This is a genomic window from Streptomyces araujoniae (assembly GCF_050871195.1).
Lineage (GTDB): Bacteria > Actinomycetota > Actinomycetes > Streptomycetales > Streptomycetaceae > Streptomyces > Streptomyces bacillaris.
Window position 1 is genome coordinate 677,545 of the sequence record NZ_CP194070.1, and the last position, 26,759, is coordinate 704,303.

The window sequence follows — 26,759 nt, forward strand, 5'->3', positions numbered from 1 at the left end:
GCCCGGGTGGCGCTGACCAGAGGATCACGTCGCGGGGCGGTGCCGACGATTGGAGTCCGATGGCCGCGGCGGAACCACACCTGTCTCTTCCTCACGACTTCCTGCGTACGGTCATCGCGCGGGCGTCCGACGATTCCCCGCCTACCCGCATGGCTGTCGAGGCGATTCGCGCGGCGCCCCCGGGCACGGATCGGGACGGCCTGGCCATGTCCCTGCTTACAGGACCGCTCGCAAAGTCCGCGCCCGAGTGGCTGTTGGCCATGGCAGTGGAGAGCGATCTCAGTCGCGAACCGCGCCCGCACGTGACGACCGAGCGCATGGACCTGTCCCGCGTCGCTCTGTCGCACCAAGCCTGCCCGGAGGCATACAGGGCGCAGGTCCTGCAGAAGTGCCCTGAGGCGCGACTCGGTGCCCTTGGCCGGAGAGAGGGTGGCGCAGCGCTCATCCACGCCGTCGTCACTGAGCTCCGCCGACGGTCGACATCGCGCCTGCCCATCGCCCCCGAGCTGCTAAAGGATCCGACGCCCGCCCAGGTCGTTCTTGGTGAACACGGCCTGCACGAGGACGTGTTCGTCGCAGCCCTCGACTGCCTCCCGATCGGGCCGGACAGGCATGACGGCGAAGAAGACGTCGATACGTGGATGGATCGCCACCGTGCTGCAACCGACGCATGGGAAAGCATGTGGGACGGCGTCCTCCGGGCCCAGACCGAGCATCACCGCCGCCTGCTGGAATGGTCCGCAACGCACCCCGCCGCCGATCGCGTGGTGCGTGAGCACCTGCTCGGATCCATACCTTGGCACGTAGAACCAGCCTTGTTGGAGGAAGTCGCGGCACACGACCTGGAGTCCTTCGAGCGTGCGGTTCTCGTCACCCGGGTTTCCCGGTCCTGCAGGGACGGGCTGACGCCCACGCAGGCTCGGGAGCGCTACGCCGACGCGTTGGCGGCCGCGTCCCAGGAGGAGCGCGACTACGTGGAACGATTCCTCGACGAGGAGATGCAGTCCGAGTCCATCCAGACCGTTCTCTGCCGCCTCGCCGTCGGCTGGGTGGAGCGGGCAGGAAGCCAGACCTGGCGGTTCCTCCTCAACCCCGGCGAGGCCCGGCGTTACGGCCGACCCCGAGAATGGCTGGCGTCCCAGGAGCTCGTCGCCGCCCTCGCCACGCGGTTCGCATCGATCTGCCTTTCCGCTCTGACCCTCTGGGAACCGGAACCCGCCTCGCGCTATCGGGTCGTGCGCGACCTCGGCTGGTTGCACGCCCTCCTCGTCCATCTCCCCGAAGTCACGGAGGAGACGCGGCAGAGGGCGCGTCTTGTAGTTGAGGACACCAAGCGGTCCCTGGCTACCCGATCCAGCACATACGGCCACCCCTCCAGCCATTCCGCGTGGGAAGAGAACCAACGGGCCGAGAAGCTGATGGCCACCATCCTGCCGCTCGTCACGGATCCCGTCCCTGCCCTGCCGGGCCGACGCACGGCCTCCCTCGGCGACCCTCAAAGCATCCGGTTCAGACAGCTCGCCGACGCCGACGAGGCTGTTCTCGTCGCGTACCTGGACCGACACGCGGGGAACGACGCGCTCGTCGAGGAGGCCCTCCTCTCCTTCGCCGCCCGCCCCTACCGAAAGTCCCTCACCTTCGACGACGTACTGGCCCGCCACTCCGCCCCGGAGCAGACTCTGCTCGACCTCACCCTGCACCTGCGCAGGCGCCTGGGCGGCGGACCCGAACTGCGCGGAAGCTGGGCCGAGATCATGCTGGCCCGGCCCGAGTGCCCTCCAGAGCTGCTCCGCCTCCTGCCTGCCTGGTCAGCAGTCAAAGCACGCGGCCCGCGCTACGACACCACTCATCCTGCAGTCGCGGCCTACGTCTCCGAGGTGCTCGGCGACAGTGATGCGGCTTGGCAGCGGTTCGCAGCAAGCCCCATGTCGCACGCCGGCCCGGGCGCCTGGCATCGGCTGGGCGACCTCCTCGGCGCGGCGGTCGACGGAGTAGCGTGGCCGGCACCTCCGCCAGGACGCTGACGGCCTCCGTGTCGATCAGCCTCAGCCTCGTGGACCTACACCCGATCGCCGCGCCACGTACGGAGAGGCGTCAATGGCAGGGTGCGGGCGGTTCGATCCCTGGGAGCCATCGGGGAGCCAACCCGCTTCCCAGGCCCCTTCGAAACCACCCGCGCCCGCGACAACCCGACGCTCTGAACAGGAAGAAGCGACTGTTGCATGATCGGGTGACACCTTGACCTGGCTTGCTAAGCGGCGACCCGGAAGGATGTTGCAGTGCCCAAGCAAAATGAGTACTCGCTCGTCCGCGAACTGGCCGCTGCCCCTCACAGGGTGCCAGCGGCGGTGACGTGCTGGGTACTCAAGATGGCCCGCCAGCCCTACTACCGGTGGCTGGCCGCACCGGTCACCGACACCGAACTCGCCGCGGCGTACAGGGCGAACGCCCTGTTCGACGCGCATCGCGACGACCCGGAGTTCGGCCACCGTTTCCTGGCCGACGAGGCCCGCGCGGCCGGTGAGCCGATGACCGAGCGAACCGCCTGGAAGATCAGCCGCGACAACCGCTGGTGGAGCACGTTCCGCAAGCACCGGGGCCGCGGGAAGACCGTCAAGGCCGGCCCGCCGGTTTCGGCCCACGTAAGCTCTGAACGTCGAGCGTCGCGCTGCCGGTTGCACCAGGAGGCCATCGTGGATCACCTCTTCACCGTCATGGGCGAGGCGGCCACACCGATCGCGCGCACCGGGTTGGCTGCGGAAGGCCTCCTTGAGAGGCAGCACTTGCAGGAGTGGGTGATCGCCCACCCGCAGGTGCTCGGGGAGTCGGTGCTCGTCGTTACCGCGGAGTACGACCGGTGGGCCGACACAGACGGCGTGCTGGCGCGCGACCGGCTGGACGTCCTGGGACTGGACGCAACAGGGCGCCTCGTCGTGGTCGAGCTGAAGCGCGGAACGGCTGATCGGGACGTGCACCTCCAGGCGATCACCTACGCCGCCCTGGTGTCCCGGTTCGACCTCAGCACCCTGGCCCAAGCGCACCGCGACTTCCTGTCGCGCAGGGGACAGAACCTCGACCTCGATGCATGCAGGCAGCGCCTGCTCGATCATGTGGACGGGGAGTGGAGCCCGGAGCTGCTCCAGCGCCCCCGACAGGTGATCATCGCCGCTGACTTCCCCAAGCAGGTCACCCACTCCGTGGTCTGGCTGTCGGAAATGAGCCTCGACATCGACCTCATTCAGGTGGGGCTGTGGAAGGTGGAGGGTCACGTCGTCGCCGGCTTCACCAAGGTCTATCCGACCCCGGAAGTGGAGGAGTTCACGCTCGCACCTGCCCGAGTCGAAGGCGAGGCGGCAGCCAAGAAGCTGCAGGAACGCGCACGCTCACGCAACGCCGTCCACGTACTCGTCGCTGCGGGCCTGCTGCCCGAAGGCACCAAACTGCTCATGACACCGCGCCATGGCACAACGGAAGCCATCCGTAATGCCATCAACGCGTGGGTAGAAGAGGACATCAGCAGAGCAACCGCAGTCTGGACCAACAACACTGCCCAGCCACTGGTCTGGGATGCCGACGGCGCGTCCTACTCCCCCACCGGCCTGGCCAACCACATCTTCACGAGCGTGACGAGCCGCACCGCCGACGGCATACAGGGCACAACATGGTGGGACGTCGACACAAGTCAGGTTCCCAGCGATGTCGACAGCGAAGAATGGGCAACCCTGGCAGGACTCAACCTCTCCGGGCTGGCCAAGCAACTCAACGGCACCCGCAAAGACTGGACGGAGCTGCACACCCTGCTGGGCCAAGTCCCTGCCGGACGATGGACCACCTACGGCGACGTGGCAGCAGTGATCGGCAGCCACGCCGTTCCGGTCGGAAGACACCTGAGTACCTGCGGCCAATGTCCCAGCCCCTGGCGTGTATTGAACGCAGCAGGACGCGTCAGCAACGGCTTCCAGTGGGCGGACCATACCCGAACGGACACCCCCGCAGAAATCCTCGGAACCGAAGGCGTCCGCTTCAACGGGGCTGTCGCCGATGCGGACAAGCGCCTCGGCCCGGACGCCCTCCGGCAACTACTCGACGCCTGAGAAGCGACCGCCGCTGGGGAACACCGCGCGTACGACACGGCACCGAACGGGTGAGCCATTAAGCGCTCGGCGCATGCGCCGCAGTTGTCTAAGTTGGTAACCCTCGACTCCACCAAACTCCGTTAAGGCAACCCCCAGCCTATCCGGATCCCAACGCACGCCTGCCCAGCCGTGGTGGTCACCTCGCGAGGTGACCACCACGGCTGAAGCATCCACTCGGCATGTGTGGCGAGCCGTGCCCAGTCCCCACCACGTCAGCATCACGCCTTCCTTGCCGACCCGATCACGAGACGTAGCGTTCGGTCACCACCATCGCCGTCCCTGCGAGTACCGCTCCCACGCGCGACTCAGCCCACTCGGCGAGCAGCAGCGGCTTCTCGTCCACGGACTTCAACAGATGAGCGATCTCCTCGGCGGTCGGCGCGACCGGAAGGGAACAGCCGACCATGTCCTGCCCTGTCGCGTTGGTGTGGTCCCCTGGCTCCTCCTCGGGGTCGTCCGGCACCCATCGGTCGACCTCGATCTCCCATGAAGTCTCGTCGTCGCCTGGCTCCGGCGCTTCGATCGTCAGGTAGAAGCCGTCGGAGTCGTACGGCTCCACGAAGAGGCGACAGCTGGGGTCGTCGAGTGAAGCCCCCACGTCGCCGCCCTGGGCATGCGCGGTGACCAGTACCCGGAGGGCGGCGAGGTGCGTGCGCGGGGGTAGTAGCCCACACGCCGTTCCCGGCGGTCGTGGATGCTGACAGGGACGGTAGCGAAGGCGGAGATCCTGTTGAGGGCGTCGACGACCGGAACCACGGTGCATCTTGGCCTGACCACTGCCGACGCGCTCCTCGGTTCCTGGCCCGCCGTCCCGGACGACTGGCCCAGCCGATCACCTCCCGCGTCGCGAGATCGATGCAGGTCGCCAGATACAACTTTCCTTCCAGCGTGATGAGTTCGGCCATGTCACGAACCAGCCGCATCCCGGGGCGAGGTGTGGTGAAGTCCCGGCCGATCAAGTTGGCGGCGAACACCGCCCGCTTCGCCTGCCGGGTCAGGCCCCGACGCATGCGGCGGGTGATCCCGACGATCCGGTGCTTGCGCATCAGCCGGTCGACCTTCTTCACATTCACCGCCCGCCCAGCCCGCCGCAGGGCGGCGTGGATCCGCGGGGCGCCGTAGGCGCCGCGCGATCCGGCGTGGAGCACTCGGATCTCGTCGACCAGGCGTTCCTCCGCGCGCCAAGGCGGCCCGGCGCGCGGAGGCGGCCGCCTGGTGCGCGTAGTAGGCAGAGCGTGGCACTCCCAGTGCCCGGCACAGCAGTGCCACGCTGTGACCTGCAAAATTGCCGTCCAATGCCTCCTCCGCATCGATGAAGCGGCACCGCGCGGCGGTGTCTACCTCATTTTGTCTTGCTCGAAGAAGGCGGTCGCGATTCCCAGGATGTCGACCGTCTTATCCAGCTCGCGGACCTTGCGCCGCAGCTGGGCGAGTTCTTCCCGCTCGGCGCTGGTCAGAGCCCCGGCAAGCCCCTCGCCCCGATCGACCTTGGCCTGCTTTGCCCAGCCACGCAGACCCTCCGGGCTCACCCCCAGGTCCCGGGCGACCTCAGTGACCGTCTTGTCCGACGACAGCGCCAGCGCGACGGCATCCCGCTTGAACTCGGCCGTGGACCACGGCTGCACACGGCTTCGTGCCGGTCGACTACCCCTCACCGGTCTCCTGCGAGCCGACCGCGCTGGGCGGCGGTTGCTGGTCGACGCTGTCCCCGTCCCGTGACGTCGTCCACGTCTGAAGTCCCGACGGACCGGAAGGCTGATCCCGACCATCCGGTCATCCGGCCGAAACCTTGCCTCGGCACGTCGCGCTGCTTCCGCTCTCCCCGGATCGCGCCAATTACCCTGCAGGACCGGTGGATTAGTATCCGACCGCAACAGGACGATTTGACGTCCGTTTACGGAAAGCAGGAGAAGCAGCGTGAAGCAAATCAATCCCGTGACTCCCGGCGATATCAGGTACGGGGACCTACGACGGGGTGAGAACCTGCGCTTCGTCGGCGAGCCGGACGAGATACATCTGGTGGGTTCGGCCGCTGAAATAGAGCGCGTCCTTTCCCGGGCCGTACGGGCGGGGAAGCGGGTCGCGGTGCGCAGTGGAGGGCACTGCTACGAGGACTTCGTGGCGCATCCCGATGTGCGTGTGGTGATCGACATGTCGCGGCTTTCGGCGGTCGGATTCGACGAAGAGCACGGCGCTTTCGCCGTCGAGGCCGGTGCCACGCTGGGCGCGGTCTACAAGACGCTGTTCCGGGTGTGGGGCGTGACGCTGCCGGGCGGGGCGTGCCCCGATGTGGGTGCGGGCGGACACATCCTCGGCGGGGGCTACGGCCCGCTGTCGCGGATGCACGGCTCGATCGTCGACTACCTGCACGCGGTCGAGGTCGTCGTGGTCGACGAGTCGGGCGACGCGCGGACCGTGATCGCGACGCGCGAGCCCGACGATCCCCACCATGATCTGTGGTGGGCCCACACCGGGGGCGGCGGCGGCAACTTCGGCGTGGTCGTCAGGTACTGGCTGCGCACCGCCGACACGGACGTACCGCCGGAGCCCGGCCGCCTGCTGCCGCGGCCACCGTCCGAGGTGCTCCTCAACACCACGGCGTGGCCCTGGGAGGGGCTGGACGAGGCGGCCTTCGCGCGGCTGGTCCGCAATCATGGCAGGTGGTTCGAGCAGAACAGCGGCCCCGACTCCCCCTGGTGCGACCTCTACAGCGTGCTGGCGCTGACCCGCAGCCAGTCCGGCGCCCTCGCGATGACCACACAGCTCGACGCAACCGGCCCGGACGCGGACAAGCGGCTGGAGGCGTACCTGGCGGCCGTGTCCGAGGGTGTGGGCGTGCAGCCGTTCAGCGACACCCGGCGGCTGCCGTGGCTGCACTCGACGCGCTGGCCCGGGATCGCCGGGGACGGCGACATGACCGGCCGGGCCAAGATCAAGGCGGCGTACGCGCGCCGGAGCTTCGACGACCGGCAGATCGGCACCCTGTACGCCCACTTGACCGGCACCGACTACGACAATCCGACGGGGGTCGTCGCGCTGATCGCCTACGGCGGCAAGGTCAACACCGTCCCCGCGGACCGGACGGCGGTGGCGCAGCGGGACTCCGTCCTCAAGGTCGTGTACGTGACGACCTGGGAGGACCCCGCGCAGGACCCGGTCCATGAGCGGTGGCTCCGCGAGCTGTACCGGGACGTGTACGCGGACACCGGCGGCGTACCGGTGCCCGGCGGATCGGCCGACGGGGCGTACGTCAACTATCCGGACGCCGACCTGGCGGCCGCGGAGTGGAACACCTCCGGGGTGCCGTGGTCCGAGCTGTACTACAAGGGCGCCTACCCGCGGCTGCAGGCGGTCAAGGCGCGCTGGGACCCGCGGAACGTGTTCCGGCACTCGCTCTCCGTGCAGGCTCCGTCCGTCTGAAGTGACGTCGAGGGGTACGGGTCTCGCGCGCGGAGACCCGTACCCCTCGGTGCTTCCGCCCCTGCTCCCGACGCCTTTCAGCGGTCACTAGGGGATCGATAGGGGTGTAAGGGCCAACCATCATTTGATTACAGTCGGCAACTGCCTTTGCGTGTGCCGCAGGGTGCTGTCTCATGCATTTCACTTAATGGGGGATCACGGTCGCATGTCTCAATTCCGCGACGACTTCACCGAAGTCGGGATACCGGACGACGCAATCGCCATCGTGGGGCTGTCCTGCCGGCTCCCGAAGGCCCCCGACAAGAGCGCGTTCTGGGAACTGCTGAGAGACGCACGGCATGCAATCGGCGAAGTACCCGAAGACCGCTGGAATGCCGGGGAACTTCCGCCGGCCGCACGGCACGGAGCATTTCTCGACCGCGTGGACGAGTTCGACCCCGCGTTCTTCGGCATATCCCCGCGCGAAGCATCGATGATGGACCCCCAGCAGCGGCTGATGCTGGAACTGTCCTGGGAGGCCTTCGAGGACGCCGGCGTACCTCTGCGGCAGGTCCGGGGCAGCCGCACCGGGGTCTTCGTCGGGGCGGTCGCCAACGACTACTCGGTGCTGCTGAACCAGCAGGGGCTGTCCGCCGTCACCCAGCACTCGCTGACCGGGACACAGCGCGCCATCATCGCCAACCGGGTGTCGTACACCCTCGGGCTGCACGGTCCCAGTCTTACCGTGGACACCGCGCAGTCCTCCGGTCTGGTCGCCGTCCACCAGGCCTGCGAGAGCCTGCGCTCGGGCAGCTGCGAACTCGCCGTCGCAGGAGGCGTGAACCTCAACATCGTGCCCGAGAGCGCCCTCGCCGCCGACCGGTTCGGCGGGCTGTCACCGGACGGCCGCTGCTACACCTTCGACGCCCGGGCCAACGGCTATGTCCGCGGCGAGGGCGGCGGGGTCGTACTCCTCAAGCCTCTCGCGCGGGCCCTGGCCGACGGCGACTGCGTCTACTGCGTGATCCGCGGCGGCGCGCTCAACAACGACGGCACGACCGACGGCCTCACGGTCCCGAGCGCGGCCGCGCAGACCGAGGTGCTGCGGCTGGCGTACGAGCGGGCGGGCATCGACCCGGCGGAAGTCCAGTACGTCGAACTGCACGGCACGGGCACCGCCCTCGGCGACCCCATCGAGGCGTCGGCCCTGGGCGATGTCCTGGGCACGGCCACCGGCCGCCGACTGCCGCTGACGGTCGGCTCGGCCAAGACGAACGTGGGCCATCTGGAGGGCGCCGCCGGAATGGTCGGCCTCCTCAAGGCCGCTCTGTCCCTCCATATGCGCAAGATCCCGGCCAGTCTCCACTTCGAGACGCCGAACCCGCGCATCCCGCTGGACGAACTCAACCTGCGTGTCCAGCAGTCGCCATCGGACTGGCCGGAGTCCGGGTTGGCCCTTGCGGGTGTCAGCTCGTTCGGGATGGGCGGCACCAACTGCCACATAGTCCTTCAGGGAATGCCGGTGACCGAGCCCGGCTCCGCGTCCCGTGGCAGGGGTGCGGAGGACCGTGCCGGTGCGGTGGTGCCGTGGATGGTCTCCGGCCGTGGTGAGGACGCCCTGCGGGCGCAGGCCGAGCGGCTGCGGACGTTCGTGGCGGACCGGCCCGAGCTGGACGCGGACGCCGTGGCGCTGTCGCTGGTGACGTCACGCGACTCTCACGAGAACCGGGCGGTCGTCCTCGGCGGAGACCGGGAGAGCCTGCTGACCGGGCTCACGGCTCTGGCCTCGGGAGAGCCTGCGTCTCGGATCGTACGGAGCCGGGGGGCTGTGCCGGCAGGTCAGTTGGCGTTTCTGTTCTCCGGACAGGGCAGCCAGCGGGCCGGGATGGGGCGCGAACTGTACGCCGCCTTCCCTGTGTTCGCGGCCGCGCTCGACGAGATCTGCTCGCACTTCGATCCTCTGCTGGAACAACCGCTGCGCGAGGTGATGTTCGCCGAAACCGACGAGCAGCGAGTGCTGGACCGAACCGCCTACACCCAGCCCGCGCTGTTCGCGCTTGAGGTCGCCCTGTTCCGGCTGCTGGAGTCCTGGGGCATCCGGCCCGACGCCGTCACCGGCCACTCCATCGGCGAGCTGGCCGCCGCGCACGCGGCAGGGCTCTGGACTCTGGCCGACGCGTGCGCTGTCGTGGCCGCGCGCGGACGCCTCATGCAACAACTGCCCATCGGTGGATCCATGGTCGCCGTCGAGGCACCGGAATCCGAAGTCTTGCCGCTGCTGGCCGGGCACGAGGAACACGCTTCCGTCGCGGCCGTCAACGGGCCTCGCGCCACGGTCATCAGCGGCACCGCCGAGGTAGTCGAGGACATCGCCGCACAGCTCGCCACACGCGGACACCGCACCCGACGGCTGAAGGTCAGCCACGCCTTCCACTCACCACTCATGGACCCCATACTCGACGAGTTCCGGCAAATCCTGGCAAACGTCGAGTTCCACACACCCAGGCTGCCCATGCCCGCCGGGGACACGGCCCTCGACCCCGAGTACTGGGTCCGGCACATCCGAGACACCGTCCGCTTCACCGACCAGATCTCCTGGCTCGAACAGCACGACACCACCCGCTATCTGGAAATCGGCCCCGGCGCCGTCCTCACCGCGATGGCCCAGGACACCATCACCCGCGCCGAAGCACTGCTCCTGCCCACCCTGCACAAGAACCTCGACGAGACCCACGCCGTCACCCACGCCGCAGCCGAACTCCATGTCTCGGGCATGGAGATCGCGTGGCTGAAGGTGCTCGCCGATCTGGGCGTCACGCCTTCGCATCGGGTCGAGCTGCCGACGTATGCGTTCCAGCGCCGTCGGTACTGGCTCAAGGAGACGGTCGGGGTGTCGGCCGGTCGCCTCAACGAGACGGCCGACGCTGCGGCGGACGAGGAGGTGGCGGAGTCCGCTCCGCAGGCCGCCCGTTCCGCCGAGGCCTTTCCCTTCGCCGGGATGTCCCAGGAGGACGCGAACCGGGAGCTGCTGGATCTCGTACGACGGCACATCGCCGCCGTGCTGGAGCACGACAGCCCCGAACAGGTCGCGGTGGACGCGCCGTTCAAGCAGCTCGGTTTCGACTCGCTCATGTCGGTGGAGTTCTGTGCCGCGCTCGGGCGGGCGGTCGGTGCGCGATTGCCGTCGTCCGCGCTGTACGACCACCCCACGCCGGAGCAGCTGGCACAGCACCTGCACGGCGAACTCGCGGGTCTGCGAGGAGAGGTGGCGGCGCCCGAGGCGTCCGATGCCTCGAACTCCGACGACCCGATCGTCATCGTCGGCATGAGCTGCCGTCTGCCGGGTGGGATTCGGACGCCCGAGCAGCTGTGGGCGCTGTTGGCGGACGGTGGTGACGCGGTCTCGCCGTTCCCGGCCGACCGGGGCTGGGACCTGGACGCGCTGTACGACGCGGACCCGGTCCGCTCCGGCACGTCGTACGCGCGTGAGGGCGGCTTCCTTCACGACGCAGCCGACTTCGACCCCGCGTTCTTCGGCATCTCGCCTCGCGAGGCCCTGGCCATGGACCCGCAGCAGCGGCTGCTGCTGGAGACCTCCTGGGAGGCTCTCGAACGCGCCGGTATCAACCCGATGTCGCTGCGCAGCAGCAAGGCCGGGGTGTTCGTCGGCGCGACGGCACAGGACTACGGGCCCCGGCTGCACGAGGCGCCCGAGGAGGTCGAGGGCTATGTGCTGACGGGCACGACGCCCAGTGTGGCGTCGGGCCGGGTGGCCTACACCCTCGGCCTGGAGGGCCCGGCCGTCACGGTCGACACGGCCTGCTCCTCCTCGCTCGTCGCCCTGCACATGGCCGCCCAGTCCCTGCGCTCCGGCGAGTGCACGCTCGCCCTCGCGGGCGGGGCGACCGTCATGTCCAACCCCGGCATGTTCGTGGAGTTCAGCAGGCAGCGCGGGCTCGCTCCCGACGCCCGCGTCAAGGCCTTCGCCGACGCCGCCGACGGCACCGGGTGGGGCGAGGGCGTGGGAATGCTCCTGCTGGAGCGGCTGTCGGATGCGCGGCGGAACGGGCATCCGGTGCTGGCCGTGGTCCGGGGTACGGCCGTCAACCAGGACGGCGCCAGCAATGGTCTGACCGCCCCCAACGGCCCCTCGCAGCAGCGGGTGATCCGGCAGGCCCTCGCCAACGCCGGTCTCACCCCGGACCAGGTCGACGCCGTCGAGGCACACGGCACCGGCACCACCCTCGGCGACCCGATCGAGGCCCAGGCTCTCCTGGCCACCTACGGCCAGGACCGCCCGGCCGACAGGCCCCTATGGCTGGGCTCGGTGAAGTCCAACATCGGCCACACGCAGGCCGCCGCCGGTGTCGCCGGTGTCATCAAGATGGTCATGGCCCTGCATCACGGTGTCCTCCCGAGGACGCTGCACGTGGACCGGCCCACCACCCATGTCGACTGGTCGACCGGCGCGGTCAGCCTCCTCACCGAGGAACAGGCCTGGCCCTTGAGCGACCAGCCCCGCCGTGCCGGCGTCTCGTCCTTCGGCGTCAGCGGCACCAACGCCCACGCCATCATCGAGGAGCCCCCGGCCATCACCGATCCGCAGGATCAGCCCGCCGAGCCAGGCGTGGTGCCGTGGGTGATCTCGGCCCGGACCGCCGACGCGCTGCGCGACCAGGCACGACAGCTCCACGCATACGTCGATCAGCGGCCCGAGCCGGCCATCGCCGAGGTCGCCCATGCGCTGGCCACGACCCGGTCCGCGTTCGAGCACCGCGCGGTCGTGGTGGGCGGCAGCCACAGCGAACTCCTCAAGGGCCTCAACGCCCTCGCCCACGGCGAGCCCTCGCCCCACCTCGTGCAGGGCTTCGCGCCCGAAGAGACCGGCAAGACCGTGTTCGTGTTCCCGGGGCAGGGAACGCAGTGGGCCGGTATGGGCGCCGAACTCCTCGCCACCGTCCCCGTATTCGCGGAGGCGATCGCCCGCTGCGAGGAAGCTCTCGCGCCTTACGTGGACTGGTCACTGACCGATGTCCTACGGTCGCGCGCCGAGTTGGACCGTGTCGACGTCATCCAGCCGGTGACCTGGGCTGTCATGGTCTCGCTCGCCGCGACGTGGGAGGACCTCGGTGTCCGTCCGGATGCGGTGGTGGGGCACTCCCAGGGCGAGATCGCAGCCGCGGCTGTCGCGGGTGCGCTGTCACTGGAGGACGCGGCGAAAGTCGTCGCCGTACGCGCACAGATCATCGGCGAACACCTCGCGGGTCGCGGTGCCATGGCCTCCGTCCCGCAGGCAGCCCGTACCGTCGAAGCACAGCTCCCGAACGGTGTAAGCATCGCCGCGATCAACGGCCCCAACTCCACGGTCGTTTCGGGCGACAAGAACGCCGTCGAGGCCCTGGTCAAGGACCTTCAGAACCAGGACGTCCGGGCCCGGCTGATCCCGGTCGACTACGCCTCACACTCCGCGCACGTCGAAACGATCGAGGAGCAGCTGACGACGGCCCTCGCGGGCATCACGCCCCAGGCCGCCGAGGTCCCGTTCTTCTCGACCGTGGAGCCGGGCTTCCTCAACACCACGGAACTCGACGCCGGTTACTGGTACCGCAACCTCCGCCAGACCGTCCACTTCCACACCACCATCGAACAACTCACCCAAAGCGGCCACACCACCTACATCGAGACCAGCACCCACCCCGTCCTCACCTACAGCATCGAAGAAACCGAAGGCACCGACACCACCACCGGCACCCTCCGCCGCAACGAAGGCACCCTCACCCGACTCCTCACCTCCGCAGCACACCTCCACACCCACGGCCACACCATCAACTGGCCCATCCCCGCGGACAATCAGGCGACCGACCTTCCCACCTACCCCTTCCAACACCAGCACTACTGGCCCGCACCGGCTGCCGTACGGCCCGTCGACGCCGTGTCCATCGGGCTGGGCGTCGCAGGTCATCCGCTTCTCGGAGCGGCCGTGGAGCTGGCGGGCACGGGCACGCACCTGTTCACGGGCCGGTTGTCCCTCCAGAGCCACCCCTGGCTGGCGGACCACGCCGTGGCCGGAACCGTGCTGCTGCCCGGCACCGGCTTCCTCGAACTCGCCCTCCAGGCCGGTCACCACGTCGGCTGCGACACCGTCGAGGAACTCACTCTGGAAGCGCCCCTGGTGCTTCCCGAGAAGGGCGGGGTCGACGTGCAGTTGAACGTGGGCGCGCCCGACGATTCGGGACGTCGTGAGCTGAACCTGCACTCGCGGGCGCAGGACGCGGACAGCGACGAGCCGTGGACCCGGCACGCCACCGGCACCCTGGCCTCGGCACAGCAGCCCCTGGGGCCGGACGTCGGTCTGAGCGCGTGGCCGCCAGCCGGGGCTGAGCCGGTGGAGGTCGAGGGTTACTACGACCGGCTTGCCGAGCAGGGCTACGGCTACGGCCCCGCCTTCCACGGACTGCGGGCGGCGTGGCGGCGCGGTGAAGAGGTGTTCGCCGAGGTCGCCCTGCCGGAGGAGGAGTCCGCCGAAGCCGCGGACTACGGAATCCACCCGGCGCTGATGGACGCGGCGCTGCACGCGCTGGGTCTGGGCGTGCTGCCTGCGGCGGGCGAGGGACGGGCGCGGCTGCCGTTCTCCTGGAGCGGTGTGACCCTGCACGCGGCGGGCGCCGCAGCGCTGCGGGTGCGCGTGGGACCGCTCGGGGACGCCGAGGACACGGTGTCCATCACCGTGGCCGACCCGGCCGGCGCGCCGGTCGCCACGGCCGAGTCGCTGGTCGTACGGCCGGTGGTCACCGCGCAGTTGGAGGCGGCCGGTTCGTGCGTGCACGACAGCCTGTTCCGCGTCGACTGGGTGACACCCCCGACGGGGTCCTCCTCCGTCGAGGCCCGGCGCTGGGCGGTCCTCGATCCAGACCCGCTGAAGGCGGGGCAGTCGCTGGAGGAGGCCGGTGTGACAGTGTTCGCGGCCGACGACCTGGACTCCGTGGCCATGCTGGACACCGTTCCGGATGTGGTGGTCGTGCCGCACGCGCCTCAGCCGGCTGGCGCCGACAAGCTCGCTGCGCGGGTGCATGAGGTGCTGTACGGAGTGCTGGAGCTGGTTCAGGAGTGGCTGGCGGACGAGCGGTTCGCCGACTCCCGGCTCGTGCTGCTCACCCGTGACGCGGTGGTCACCTCACCCGAGGACACCCCGGACCTGGAACACGCCGCCATCTGGGGCCTGATCCGCTCCGCGCAGGCCGAACACCCCGACCGGTTCGTGCTCATCGACACCGACGACCACGACAAGTCCACTCACGCGATACCCGGCGCCCTGACGACCGGTGAGTCCCAGATCGCCATCCGTGAAGGCGAGTTCCTGGCACCGCGCATGACCCGGGCCACCCCGGCAACGGCCACAGCCTCCGTCTTCCGTCCCGACAGCACAGTCCTGATCACCGGCGCCACCGGCACCCTCGCCACCCACATCGCCCACCACCTCGTCACCCACCACCAAGTCCACCACCTCGTCCTCCTCTCCCGCCGACCCGCCGACAACCTCGCCACAACCCTCACCGACCTCGGCGCACACACCACCGTCATCACCGGCGACGTCACCGACCCCGACACCCTCACCCACGCCCTCACCGAACACCCCGTCACCGCCGTCATCCACACCGCAGCCACCCTCGACGACGCCACCATCGACAACCTCACCACCCACCAACTCGACACCGTCCTCAACCCGAAGCTCGACGGCGCCCTCCTCCTCCACCAGCTCACCACCCAACTCACCCCCGACCTCGACGCCTTCGTCCTCTTCTCCTCCGCAGCCGCCACCTTCGGCGGACCCGGACAAGCCGCCTACGCCGCCGCCAACACCTTCCTCGACACACTCGCCCACCACCGCCACACCAACGGCCAACCTGCACTCTCCCTCGGCTGGGGCCTATGGCAAGACCGCAGCAACATGACCGACAACCTCACCCACACCGACCTCCACCGCATGACCCGCCACGGAGTCGGCGCCATGAGCACCGAGGACGGGCTGCGGCTGCTGGACGCGGCCTGTGCGACGGGCGAGGCGCATCTGCTGCCTATCCGGCTGGACGTCGCGGCACTGCGGCGGCGGGCCGACGACGAGAGTCTCCCGGTGCTGCTGCGGGGGCTCGCCCGGCGCCGGGTGCGTCGCAGCACCGCGGACGCCGGCACTCGGCGGCCCTCGGAACTGTCGCTCGCCGAGCGGCTCGGCCGGGTGTCCGGTGAGCAACGGGCGCAGGCGCTGGAGGATCTGGTGGTCGCGCAGGTGGCTGCCGTGCTGGGGCACGCGTCGACGGCCGCGATCGAGCCGGACCGTGCGTTCAAGGACATCGGGTTCGACTCGTTGACCGCGGTCGAACTGCGCAACCGGCTCAACACGGCGACCGGGCTGCGGCTGCCCGCCACGCTGGTCTTCGACCACCCGACTCCGCAGGCGATCGCCCGGTTCGTGGAGCGGAAGCTGTTCCCGCAGGAGATCACCCAGGCTCCCGCCCCGGCCGCGCAGGACTCCGTCCGCGACATCGACGCCATCGACCTGGACGCGATCGACGAGATGGACGTCGACCTCCTCATCAACCTTGCTTTCGACGGCGACAGCGCCGGAACCGACGCGGAGCGTGAGTGACCCCATGAGCAACCCCAACGACAAGGTCGTCGCCGCCCTGCGAGCGTCCCTCAAGGAGACCGAGCGGCTGCGGCAGCACAACCGTGAACTCACCGAGCGCGGCCGGGAGCCGATCGCGATCGTCGCGATGAGCTGCCGGTACCCTGGCGGGGTTCGCACCCCGGAGGACCTGTGGCGGCTGGTGGCCGCGGGCGAGGACGCGGTGTCGGAGTTCCCGACGGACCGCGGCTGGGATCTGGACGGGCTGTACGACCACGGCGGATTCCTGTACGACGCGGCCGACTTCGACCCGGCCTTCTTCGGGATCTCGCCCCGCGAGGCCCTGGCCATGGACCCGCAGCAGCGACTCCTCCTGGAAACCTCCTGGGAAGCCGCGGAAAGGGCCGGCATCGACCCGCGGGCCCTGCGCGGCAGCCCTACGGGCGTCTTCGCCGGAGTCATGTACCACGACTACGGCACGCTGGTCGGTGAGTCGCCGGACGCTGTCGAGGGCTATGTCTACAACGGCAGCGCGGGCAGCGTCGCCTCCGGCCGGGTGTCCTACACACTCGGTCTTGAGGGGCCGGCGGTGACGGTCGACACGGCCTGTTCCTCCTCGTTGATCGCCCTGCATCTGGCCGTGCAGTCGCTGCGCAACGGCGAGTGCTCGCTGGCGCTCGCCGGAGGCGTGGCGGTGATGTCGACGCCGACTCTGTTCGACGAGTTCAGCCGGGGGCAGGGGCACGGGCTGGCGCCGGACGGCCGGTGCAAGGCGTTCGCGGACAGCGCCGACGGGACCAGCCTGTCGGAGGGCGTAGGCCTGCTGTTGCTGGAGCGGCTGTCGGACGCCCGACGCAACGGCCACCCGGTGCTGGCGGTGGTGCGCGGCAGCGCGGTGAACCAGGACGGGGCGAGCAACGGCCTCACCGCACCCAACGGGCCCGCGCAGCAGCGGGTGATCCGCCAGGCCCTCTCCGGTGCCGGGCTGACCGGCGCGGACGTCGACGTGGTCGAGGCCCACGGCACAGGCACCAGCCTCGGCGACCCCATCGAGGCACAGGCCCTGCTGGCCACCTACGGCCAGGACCACACCCCCGAACAGCCCCTCTGGCTCGGCTCGCTCAAGTCCAACATCGGCCACACCCAAGCCGCAGCCGGAGTCGCAGGAGTCATCAAAATGGTCATGGCCATGCGCCACGGCCTCCTCCCCCGCACCCTCCACGTCGACACCCCCTCCACCCACGTCGACTGGAACTCCGGCGCCGTATCACTGCTCACAGAAACCACCGAGTGGCCGGACACGGACCGGGCCCGCCGCGCGGCCGTCTCCTCCTTCGGCATCAGCGGGACCAACGCCCATGTCGTGCTGGAGCACGCCGAGCCGGACCACAGCCCGGCCACGGAGGGCGAGGCGGGTGGTGTCGAGCAGCCGTGGGTGCTGTCCGGCAGGAGTGCGGCGGCCCTGCGCGCGCAGGCGGCGCTGCTGCGGGACTTCGTACGGGAGCGGCCGGAGCTGACCGCCGCGCAGGTCGGGCTGTCGCTGGCCACGACCCGGTCGGCGTTCGGGCACCGGGGTGTCGTGCTGGCTGATGATCCGGCGGACCGGCTCGCGGCTCTCGACGCGCTCGCCCATGGCGAGGACTCGCCGTTCCTCGTGCGGGGTGCGGGCACGACCGGTCACAAGGTCGCCTTCCTGTTCTCCGGGCAGGGCACTCAGCGGCCCGGAATGTGCCGGGAGCTGTACGCCTCGTCGAAGGTGTTCACCGCGGCCTTCGACGAGGTCTGCGCGCAGTTCGGTCCGTTGCTCGAACACCCCCTGGCCGATCTGGTGTTCGCCGACTCCGGCACACTGGAGGCGGAGCTGTTGGACCGCACCGAGTACGCGCAGCCCGCACTGTTCGCCGTAGAGGTGGCGCTGTTCCGGCAGTTGGAGGCATGGGGACTGCGGCCGGAGCTGCTCGCGGGGCACTCGATCGGTGAGCTGGCCGCGGCTCATGTCGCCGGGGTCTTCGATCTGCCCGACGCGGCGAGGCTGGTGGCGGCAAGGGGCCGGCTGATGCAGTCGCTGCCCGACGACGGGGCGATGGCCTCGCTGCAGGCGGCGGAGGACGAGGTGCTGCCGCTGCTGGCCGGCCGGACGCACGAGTTGGGCGTCGCCGCGGTCAACGGGCCGTCGGCCGTGGTCGTTTCGGGCCACGTGAAGGCCGTGGAGGAGATCGTCGCGCACTTCGCGGGTCTGGGCCGCAGGACCCGGCGGCTGCGGGTCAGTCACGCGTTCCACTCGCCGCTGCTGGACCCGGTGCTGGAGGAGTTCGCGGCGGTCGCGCGTGAGGTGTCGTACCGGGCGCCACGCATCCCCGTGGTTTCGGACGTCACCGGGGAGACGGCTGCGGACGGGCTGCTGGAGGATCCCGGCTACTGGGTGCGCCACGCGCGTGAGGCTGTGCGTTTCGCCGATCAGCTCACGCATCTGGAGAAGGAAGGCGTGACCGCGTACGTCGAGGTCGGCCCGGACGCCGTGCTGGCCCCGATGGCCCGCGAGAGCCTCGGCGGCCATGCGCTGGTGGTGCCCGTCCAGCGGCGCGACCGTGCCGACGCCGTCGCGCTGGGCACGGCCGTTGCCGAGCTGCACGTCCACGGGATGTCCCCGGACTGGAAGGCGGTGTTCGCCCTCACCGGCGCCCGCACGGTCGAGCTGCCGACGTACGCCTTCCAGCGAAGCGCGTACTGGCTGCCGTCCGGGCCGGCCGCGCCGCAGGCCTCGACGGCCATGCCCCGTGACGGTGACCTGGAGCGGCGCTTCTGGCAGGCGGTCGAAAGCCGGGATCTTTGTGGGCTGGCCACACTGCTCGACGTCGACTCCGCCCAGGAGGCCGACTCCCTCAAGGCCGTGCTGTCGCTGCTGTCGGCGTGGGACCACGGCAGGGCTGCGGCCGACACGTCTCAGGACGCCCCGCTGCCCGAGGACGGCGACGACCTGGCTCGGGCACTGGCCGGGGCGTCCGAGCAGGAGCGGCCCGCTCTGCTGCTGGACGTGGTGCTGTCGGCCGCGTCCGCGGTGCTCGGGCATTCCGATCCGGATGCGCTCCCTGCCGACCAGGACTTCCTCGACGCCGGCTTCGCCTCGCTGACCGCGGTGGAGCTGAGCGGGCGGCTCACCAAGGTCACCGGCATCGACCTGCCGCCCACGCTGGTCTACGACCACCCCACGCCGGCGGAACTCGCCGCGCACCTGCACGAGGAAATGAAGAGGACCACGTCATGACCCCCACACATAAAGAGAGCCCCTGGGTCCGCCGCTATCAGCAGGCGCCCGCCGACGCCGTCACCCTGGTGTGCTTCCCGCACGCCGGCGGCTCGGCCACGTCCTTCCATCCGCTGTCCCGGGCGCTGGCCGGTCTGCTGGACGTGGTGGCCGTACAGTATCCGGGCCGTCAGGACCGGCATCGGGAGCCCGCCTTCGAGGATCTGCACGAGCTGGCCGACGCGGCCTACGAGGCGGTCGTCGAAGCCGTGGGCACCGACCGGCCGCTCGCCCTGTTCGGACACAGCATGGGCGCTGCGGTCGCCTTCGAGGTGGCCTTGCGGCTGGAGCAGCGGGCCGGTGTGAAGCCCGTCTCCCTGTTCGTGTCGGGGCGGCGGGCGCCGTCCCGGCATCGCAGCGAGGATCTGCACTGCAAGGGTGACGACGCTCTGCTGCGGGAGATCCGGGCCCTGGACGGCACCGCGCAGGCGGCGCTGGACGACGAGGACATCGTGCGGATGTTCCTGCCGTCGCTGCGGGCCGACTACAAGGCGATCGAGCGGTACCGCAGCACGCCGGGCGCGACGATCGGCTGCCCCGTCGTCGCGCTGACCGGCGACACCGACCCGAAGACCACCGTCGAGGAGGCCGGGGCCTGGCGGGAGCACACCACTGGCCCCTTCGACCTGCGGGTCTTCGACGGTGGTCACTTCTTCGTCTCGGAACGGACCGACGCGGTCGCCCGGGTCCTGTCCGGGCAGCTGGACCGGTTCCGGTGAGCACGGCCCCGCTGTCCGCCCACCCGCACCGGCCTGGGGTCGCAAGGGGTCGGCTAGGGGTTATCCGGGCCGGGAGGCGCACATAGCGTGACCGCGAATTCAACACCCTCGCCCGAAGCGGCGTCCACGACCACGAACGCACTGTTTTCCACTGCACCTGGGGGAGCCCGAACCATGACCGAACCGCAGACGTGGCGGATTCTCGGCAACGCGGACGCGCACGAGCTGGTGCTCGCCGTGGACTTCGACGCCACCGGCCGCGCCGAGGGCCGTTTCACCGATCTCGCGGCGGGTCTGGCCGGCCTGCCCTTCTCGATCCGGGAGACCGTTCCCCAAGAGGAGGGCACCGGCGCCGGTGGTGCCGGTCCCGTCGAGCGGTGGCTGGAGGAGGTGGCCGCCGACGGCCGCCCGGTCCGCGCGGTGTTCGGCTTCTGCGTCGGCGGCGTCTACGCGGGCGCGATCGCGCAGCGCATCGCCGAACGGCAGAGCCGGGCGCCCGCGCTCGTACTGTTCGACCCCGAGCAGTCCGGCCCGCTGACGCTCTACTCGCAGTTCCACAAGGTCCTCGACTCCATGTCCACCCTGCTGAGCGGCGAGGAGACCGCGCAGGCGGCGGCCGAGGCGCGGCGGGCCCATGAGCAGCACACCGAAATGGCGCCGCTGGGCGCCGCACTCCTCGATGTGTACCGGCGTACCGCCAAACCCGTCTTCGACCGGCTGGAGCTGGACGAGAAGCGGCAGGAGGAGTTCACCGCGGTCTTCGCATCGTTCGTGGGCTATCTGATCGCGGCTGCGGAGATCGACCCCCTGCCGGCGTGGCGGGAGGCCGTCGTCGTCACCTCCTCGTCGCCCGCGAGCGGCCTGAACGGCTCCCGCGGAGCCGGGCGGGACATCGCCGTGGGCAGGGAGCTGCGCGTCGACGTCCCGCATGTCGATCTGCTGCGCGACCCGGGTGTCACCCGCACGGTGGCCGAGCTGCTCGGCACCGAGACACGAGGCTGAGGGGGACCGGCGTCTCCGCACTCGCATACCCCACAGGCGATTTTCGCGCATCTACGAACACGAACCCACGGACGCGAATCTACGGAACGGTTGGAATGCCAGAAGCAACGCAACCCCGGCCCCTCCCGGCCGACAGCAAGGAGCACGCCCTCTGGCTCCTGGACGAGCTGGTGCCCGTCAAGGGCGTCAACAACCTCTCCGTCGCCCTCCAGGCCGACGCGGCCCTGCTCGGCCCCGCGGTCCAGGGCACGGTCGAGCTGCTGCTGCACCGGCACGAGGCCCTGCGCACGGTGTTCCGGCAGGAGGAGGCGGGCCTCACCAAGAAGGTGATCGACGCCGACGCTCTGCGGATCGAGGTCGAGGAGCTGGCGGCAGAGCCGGGTGAAGTCGCCGCTGTCGTGAGCGAGTTCATCGCGCGACCCTTCGACATCGGCGGGCGGCCGCTGGTGCGGGCCGCACTGGTGCGGTGCGCGGACGGTGACGCGTTCTGTCTCGCCGTCCATCACCTCGTCTTCGACACGGTCTCCGGCGCGGTCCTGCTGGACGAGTTCACCGCCGGGTACACGGCGCTGGCCGCCGGCGGCGAACCGCCCGCCGAACTGCTGGCCGCGCAGCCGCCGTACCGGGAGCCGGCTCCCCGGCCCGCCGCCGTGGAGTACTGGCGCGGGCAGTTGGCCGGGGCCGATGCCGCCGGGCTCGCCCTGTGGTGCGGCAGCGAGGACCTGCCCGAGCCGACCCTCACCGGCGACCAGGTCACCGCCGAACTGTCCCCGCGGGCGACCGAGGTGCTGCGCCGGCTGCAGAAGGAGTTGCGCGCGCCGGAAGCCGTGGTGCTGCTGGCCGCGTACGGGCTGCTGCTGGCCCGGCACGGCGCGGGGCCCGACCTGGTGCTGGGCACTCCGGTCAACGTCCGTGCGCGGGAGGCGTCCAGGGCGGTGGGCTACCACGTCAACACCCTGCCGCTGCGCATCCCCGTCGACCTCGGCGGCGGCTTCCGGGGCCTCGTGCGCACCGCCCGCGACGCGTTCCTCGGGGCGGTCGCCCACGCCGATGTCCCGGTCGACGTCCTGACGCCGGAACTGCGCAGGGACGGAGGAGCCTCCTGGCGCAACACCGTCTTCCGGCATCTGTTCAACTACGTTCCCGACGACGGCCGTACGACCTTCCCCCTCGCGGACACCACGGCCCGCAGGCTGCCGGTGGAGAACGGGTTCAGCAAGTTCGACCTCGAGTTCCTCTTCCTGTCCTCCGCGGCCCGGGTGACCATCCGGGCCGCGTACTACACACAGGTCCTGGACCGGGCGGACGTGCAGGGCCTGCTCGAACGCTTCGAGTCGCTGCTGCTCGCGGCCGCGGCCGGGCCTGACCTGCCGATGGGCGAGCTCCCGCTGGCCGGTCCCTCCGACCGGGCGGTCCTCGCCGCTTCCAACGACACCGCGCGCCCGGTGGAGCCGGCCGACGTGCTCACGGCAGTGCGGGAGCGGGTGGCGCTGGCACCGTCCGCGTCCGCCGTGGTGAGCGGCGGCCTCAGCACGACGTACGCCGAGTTGTGGGGGGCCGCCGAACACACCCGGGCCGTCCTCGCGGACGCCGGTGTCGGGGCCGGTGACATCGTCGCGCTCGCGGCGCCCCGCGGGCCCGAACTCGCGGCCGCGACCCTGGGGGTGTGGCTGGCCGGCGCGGTGTATCTGCCCGTCGACCCGGAGCACCCCGCGCAGCGGCTGGCGTACGTCCTGGAGGACTCCGGGGCGCGGGCCGTGCTCACTGCGCCGGGCGTGGGACTGCCGGAGGGGGTCCAGGCGCGGGTGCTGCCGCTGCAGCGGGTCGGGCAGGACGGGCCGCTCCCGGACACCTCGGCGAGCGGGCCCGATCCGGACTCCTGCGCGTATCTGATCTATACCTCCGGTTCGACGGGGAAGCCGAAGGGCACCCTGATCAGCCACCGCGGCCTCGGCAATGTGGTACAGCACTTCGCCGAGGAGCTGAAGGTCACCGCGGAGGACTCCGTGCTGTGGCTGACCACGTTCGCCTTCGACATCTCCGCACTGGAGCTGTTCCTGCCGCTGGTCTGCGGCGGGCGGCTGGTCGTGGCCTCCGACGAGGCCCGCACCGACGGTCGTGCCCTGCTCGGTGAGGTCGTCGCGCACGACGTCGGCATCGTGCAGGCCACCCCGACGACCTGGCGTGTCGTCGCCGACGCGGCCGACGGCCGGCTCACGGGAAGGCGCCTGGTCTGCGGCGGGGAACCGCTGCCGCCCGCGCTGGCCCGCACCCTCGCCGCCTCGGGCGGCTCGCTGCTCAATGTGTACGGCCCGTCCGAGACGACCATCTGGTCCACCTCGGGCCCGGTGCCGGCCGACGTGGACCGCGTGGACGTGGGCCGCCCGATCGCCGGCACCCAGGTGTTCATCGTCGACCCGGACGGCCGGGAACTGCCGGTCGGGGTGCAGGGCGAGCTGTGCATCGCCGGGGCAGGTGTCGCACTCGGCTACCACGATCGCCCTGAGCTGACGGCCGAGCGCTTCGCGGACCATCCCGTGTACGGGCGCCACTACCGCACCGGCGATCTGGCCCGGCTGCGGCCCGACGGCACTGTCGAGCTGCTGGGCCGGACCGACCGTCAGATCAAGCTGCGCGGCCATCGCATCGAGCTGGGAGAGGTGGAGGCGGTACTCCTCGGCCATCCGGGCGTGCGGGATGTCGCCGTGGTCGTGGTCGGCAGGGGCGGGGCGGACGCGGCCCTGGTCGCTTTCGTGGAGTCCCCCGACGGCCTGGCCGCCGGGCTCACGGCTCATGCCCGGTCCCTGCTGCCCTCCGCCGCCGTACCCCAGGAGATCGTGGTGCTCGAGTCGCTGCCGACCACCGCCAACGAGAAGCGGGACCATCTCGCGCTCACCCGTCTCGCCGAGCAGCGCCGTGCCGAGCGCAGTCCGACGGCCGAGGCCGTGCCCGAAGCGCAGTCGGGTGCGGCCGGGCAGTTGCTCGCACTGTGGCAGACCACGCTCGGCCGGACCGACATCGGCCCGGACGCCAACTTCTTCGACAACGGCGGGCATTCGCTGCTCGGCGCGCAGCTCGTGCAGCGCATCGAGAAGACGCTGGGCGTGCCGGTACGACTGACCGATCTGTTCGCCCATCCCACCCCGCTCGCCATGGCCGAGCGTCTCGAAGCCGGAGCCTGAGAAAGCAATGGAGACCGTGAACCAGAAGCACGCCACCGCCCCGTCCGCCGGGACCGTACCGCCGTCGTCGTGGCGGGTCCTGTGGCAGGACACCTTCGACGGGCCGGCCGGTTCGCCGCCCGACCCCGCCCTGTGGCAGGTCGTCACAGGGCAGCCGTTCGGCGCCGGAATCGAGTTCCACACGGACGACCCCGCGAACGTCGGCCTCGACGGGGCGGGGCATCTGAGGATCACCGCCACGCATGAGGACGGGGAGTACCGGGCGGCGTGGCTGGAGAGCCGGCGCGAGGACTTCGTGCCGCGCCCCGGCGGTGCGCTGCGCCTGGACGCCCGGGTGAAGACCGCGGCGGGCCCCGGCCTGGACTGTGCTCTGTGGGCGTGGGGCACCCAGCTGCGGCACAGGGGTGACGAGGACCCGGTGCAGGCCTGGTACCGGGCCGGGGAGATCGACGTCCTGGAGGCGCTGGGCTCGGAGCCCGACTCGGTGTGGGGTGCCGTGCACTCCCCCGAGTGCCACCAGATCCCGTCCCTCGGCATGGGCGCGCGCACCACCGCTGAGGACGGCAGTGCGCTCAGCGAGGACTTCCACACCTACTCGGTGGTCTGGCGGCGCGGCCCCGACTCGATCACCTGGTACCTGGACGGCCGTGAGTATCTGCGGCTGACCCCGCAGGACACCACTCCGAAGGGCTGGCTGTTCGACCAGCCGGTGTACTTCTGCCTGGCCATCATCATCGGCAGCCCGGGCGGCCCGGTCCTGCCGGGCGACCCCAACCCTGCCACGCTGCCGTCGTCGCTGCTCGTCGAGAGCATCACCGTCTCCGAAGAGATCCCGGCGTGACCGCGGGCCCCGATCTCCACGCGCTCGTCGCGGAGCTGGTCGACCGGGTGCTGGACGACCCGACCGGCGCGCTGGGTCCCTCGGTGTACGAGACGGCCCGGCTGGTGTCGCTGGCTCCCTGGCTGGACGGCGACACCGCCCGGGTCCGTCATCTCCTGGACGAGCAGCGGCCCGACGGCTGCTGGGCCGGGCCCGGTGGGTACGCCCTCGTGCCGACACTGAGTGCGACGGAGGCGCTGCTCGCCGTGCTGGGCCGGGAGGGCGGGACTCCGCCGCTGCCGCGTGCCGGTCTCGCCGAGGCCGCGCGTCGGGGGCTCGCGGCGGCGGCCGCCTTGGTGGCCCGGCCGGTGCCGTCGACGGTTGTGTTCTTCATGCTGATCCCGGCCCTGGTGGAGGGCGTCAACGCCCGTCTCGCCGTCCTCGGGGACGCGACGGCTCAACCGCTCGCGCTGCCGGACGGGTTGACCGACGACGCCCTGTGCGCGTTGCGCGGCGGCGCCTGGCGCAATCCGCTGGCCGGTCACTATCTGGAGATCGTCGGCCCGGCCGCCGTCGGCGCCGCGGAGATGGAGCCGGTCGACGGGGTCGTCGGCTGTTCCGCGGCCGCCACGGCGGCCTGGCTCGGCCCGCGCGAGCCGGCCGATCCCACGCATCCCTCGCTACGTTTCCTGCGGCGAGCCCAGGAGCGGGGCGGCGGCCGGGTCGCCGCGATGACCTCGCTCGTCTTCTACGAACGCGCATGGATCGCAGGCAACCTGGCGACCGCGGGGGTGCCGCGCGAGGTGCTCGCCCCGCTGCTGAAGGAACTGCCGGGCGACGTCGGCCGGTCGGGTGCCCCCACCGCGCCGGGATTCGCGTACGAGGCGGAGACCAGCGCGATCGTCCTCGCGGCCCTGGCCCACCTGGGGGCACCCCAGGAGCCCGCGTACCTGTGGCAGTACGACGCGGGCAGCCACTTCATGTCCACGATCCCGGAGCACGAGCCCTCCACGACCACCAACGCCCACATCCTGGAGGCTCTGGGCTGCCACCTGGCCGGCGATCCCGTCGACGCCGACCGCTACCGGGACGCCGTGGCCCGGATCGCGACATGGCTGCGCGACCGCCGGCACCCGGACGGCAGCTGGTCCGACAAATGGCACGCCTCGCCCTACTTCGCGACGATGCGCTGCGCCGTGGCCCTGCACCGGTATGCCAGCCCGGACACGGCCGACGCGCTGCGCGGGTCCGTGGCCTGGCTTCTGGAGCAACAGCGCGAGGACGGCTCCTGGGGCCGCTGGGAGGGCACAGCCGAGGAAACCGCCTACGCGGTACGCACCCTGCTGGAACTGGCCGCCGACGCCCCCTCGGAGGAGGCGGCCGAGGCGGTGCAACGGGGCTGCGCCTTCCTCCTGGAACACGGCCTGAACGTGGAACGCCACCCGTCGTTGTGGATCGGCAAGGAACTCTACGCACCTACCCACCTGGTGCGCGCGGCGGTACTGGGAGCCCTGCTCGCGGCCCGACGATGACCGCGGCCTCCGCCGGGCCCGGCGGAGGCCGATCAGCACCCA

At 70.8% G+C, this 26,759-nt stretch carries 11 protein-coding genes and 2 pseudogenes; 10 read left to right on the top strand and 3 right to left on the bottom strand.

What is annotated here, in order from left to right:
• Positions 1 to 149 precede the first annotated feature (149 nt).
• Positions 150 to 2,024: a hypothetical protein gene (locus tag ACQ9ZG_RS02760; RefSeq protein WP_146225665.1), complete on the top strand. Its 1,875-nt coding sequence runs from the start codon at positions 150 to 152 to the stop codon at positions 2,022 to 2,024.
• Between the two features lie 255 nt (positions 2,025 to 2,279).
• Positions 2,280 to 4,094 (top strand): MGMT family protein, encoded by a 1,815-nt coding sequence (locus tag ACQ9ZG_RS02765; RefSeq protein WP_258312117.1) that lies wholly within the window; start codon positions 2,280 to 2,282, stop codon positions 4,092 to 4,094.
• Positions 4,095 to 4,377: 283 nt separating this feature from the next.
• Here ACQ9ZG_RS02765 and ACQ9ZG_RS02770 read toward each other — a convergent pair whose 3' ends face one another.
• The 3 genes and pseudogenes from ACQ9ZG_RS02770 to ACQ9ZG_RS02780 all read right to left on the bottom strand — a co-directional run bounded on the left by ACQ9ZG_RS02770 (position 4,378) and on the right by ACQ9ZG_RS02780 (position 5,761).
• Positions 4,378 to 4,734, bottom strand: a complete 357-nt coding sequence (locus ACQ9ZG_RS02770) for a hypothetical protein (RefSeq protein ID WP_258312118.1) — start codon at positions 4,732 to 4,734, stop codon at positions 4,378 to 4,380.
• A 421-nt stretch (positions 4,735 to 5,155) separates the two neighbouring features.
• A pseudogene (locus ACQ9ZG_RS02775) lies at positions 5,156 to 5,446 on the bottom strand (IS3 family transposase); the annotation flags it as partial.
• 27 nt (positions 5,447 to 5,473) lie between these two features.
• Positions 5,474 to 5,761: a transposase gene (locus tag ACQ9ZG_RS02780; protein ID WP_181398198.1), complete on the bottom strand. Its 288-nt coding sequence runs from the start codon at positions 5,759 to 5,761 to the stop codon at positions 5,474 to 5,476.
• Between the two features lie 292 nt (positions 5,762 to 6,053).
• Between ACQ9ZG_RS02780 and ACQ9ZG_RS02785 the strand changes: the two genes are divergently transcribed.
• The 8 genes and pseudogenes from ACQ9ZG_RS02785 to ACQ9ZG_RS02820 all read left to right on the top strand — a co-directional run bounded on the left by ACQ9ZG_RS02785 (position 6,054) and on the right by ACQ9ZG_RS02820 (position 26,717).
• Positions 6,054 to 7,556 carry an FAD-binding oxidoreductase gene (locus ACQ9ZG_RS02785; RefSeq protein ID WP_109915093.1) on the top strand — a complete coding sequence of 501 codons (1,503 nt, stop codon included), beginning with the start codon at positions 6,054 to 6,056 and terminating at the stop codon, positions 7,554 to 7,556.
• A 205-nt stretch (positions 7,557 to 7,761) separates the two neighbouring features.
• The gene (locus tag ACQ9ZG_RS02790; RefSeq protein ID WP_499279813.1) at positions 7,762 to 16,179 is read left to right on the top strand and encodes a type I polyketide synthase; all 8,418 of its coding nucleotides are present in this window, start codon (positions 7,762 to 7,764) and stop codon (positions 16,177 to 16,179) included.
• Positions 16,180 to 16,222: 43 nt separating this feature from the next.
• A pseudogene (locus tag ACQ9ZG_RS02795) lies at positions 16,223 to 19,333 on the top strand (type I polyketide synthase); the annotation flags it as partial.
• A gap of 86 nt (positions 19,334 to 19,419) precedes the next feature.
• A complete protein-coding gene (locus ACQ9ZG_RS02800; protein WP_109916804.1) occupies positions 19,420 to 20,181 on the top strand; it encodes a thioesterase II family protein in 762 nt (253 codons plus the stop codon).
• Positions 20,182 to 20,355: 174 nt separating this feature from the next.
• Entirely contained in the window at positions 20,356 to 21,183 is an 828-nt protein-coding gene (locus ACQ9ZG_RS02805) for a hypothetical protein (RefSeq protein ID WP_109916805.1), read from the top strand.
• 95 nt (positions 21,184 to 21,278) lie between these two features.
• Positions 21,279 to 24,365 (top strand): non-ribosomal peptide synthetase, encoded by a 3,087-nt coding sequence (locus ACQ9ZG_RS02810; RefSeq protein WP_499279814.1) that lies wholly within the window; start codon positions 21,279 to 21,281, stop codon positions 24,363 to 24,365.
• A gap of 16 nt (positions 24,366 to 24,381) precedes the next feature.
• The gene (locus tag ACQ9ZG_RS02815; RefSeq protein ID WP_181398413.1) at positions 24,382 to 25,206 is read left to right on the top strand and encodes a glycoside hydrolase family 16 protein; all 825 of its coding nucleotides are present in this window, start codon (positions 24,382 to 24,384) and stop codon (positions 25,204 to 25,206) included.
• The gene (locus tag ACQ9ZG_RS02820) at positions 25,203 to 26,717 is read left to right on the top strand and encodes a hypothetical protein (protein ID WP_499279816.1); all 1,515 of its coding nucleotides are present in this window, start codon (positions 25,203 to 25,205) and stop codon (positions 26,715 to 26,717) included. The genes ACQ9ZG_RS02815 and ACQ9ZG_RS02820 overlap by 4 nt, the downstream gene beginning before the upstream one ends.
• Positions 26,718 to 26,759: the final 42 nt, after the last annotated feature.

What these genes read in the sequence shown, in the direction of transcription:
- ACQ9ZG_RS02790 (WP_499279813.1), top strand. Translation starts at nt 7,762, where the DNA reads ATGTCTCAATTCCGCGACGACTTCACCGAAGTCGGGATACCGGACGAC.
- ACQ9ZG_RS02800 (WP_109916804.1), top strand. Translation starts at nt 19,420, where the DNA reads ATGACCCCCACACATAAAGAGAGCCCCTGGGTCCGCCGCTATCAGCAG.
- ACQ9ZG_RS02805 (WP_109916805.1), top strand. Translation starts at nt 20,356, where the DNA reads ATGACCGAACCGCAGACGTGGCGGATTCTCGGCAACGCGGACGCGCAC.
- ACQ9ZG_RS02760 (WP_146225665.1), top strand. Translation starts at nt 150, where the DNA reads ATGGCTGTCGAGGCGATTCGCGCGGCGCCCCCGGGCACGGATCGGGAC.
- ACQ9ZG_RS02810 (WP_499279814.1), top strand. Translation starts at nt 21,279, where the DNA reads ATGCCAGAAGCAACGCAACCCCGGCCCCTCCCGGCCGACAGCAAGGAG.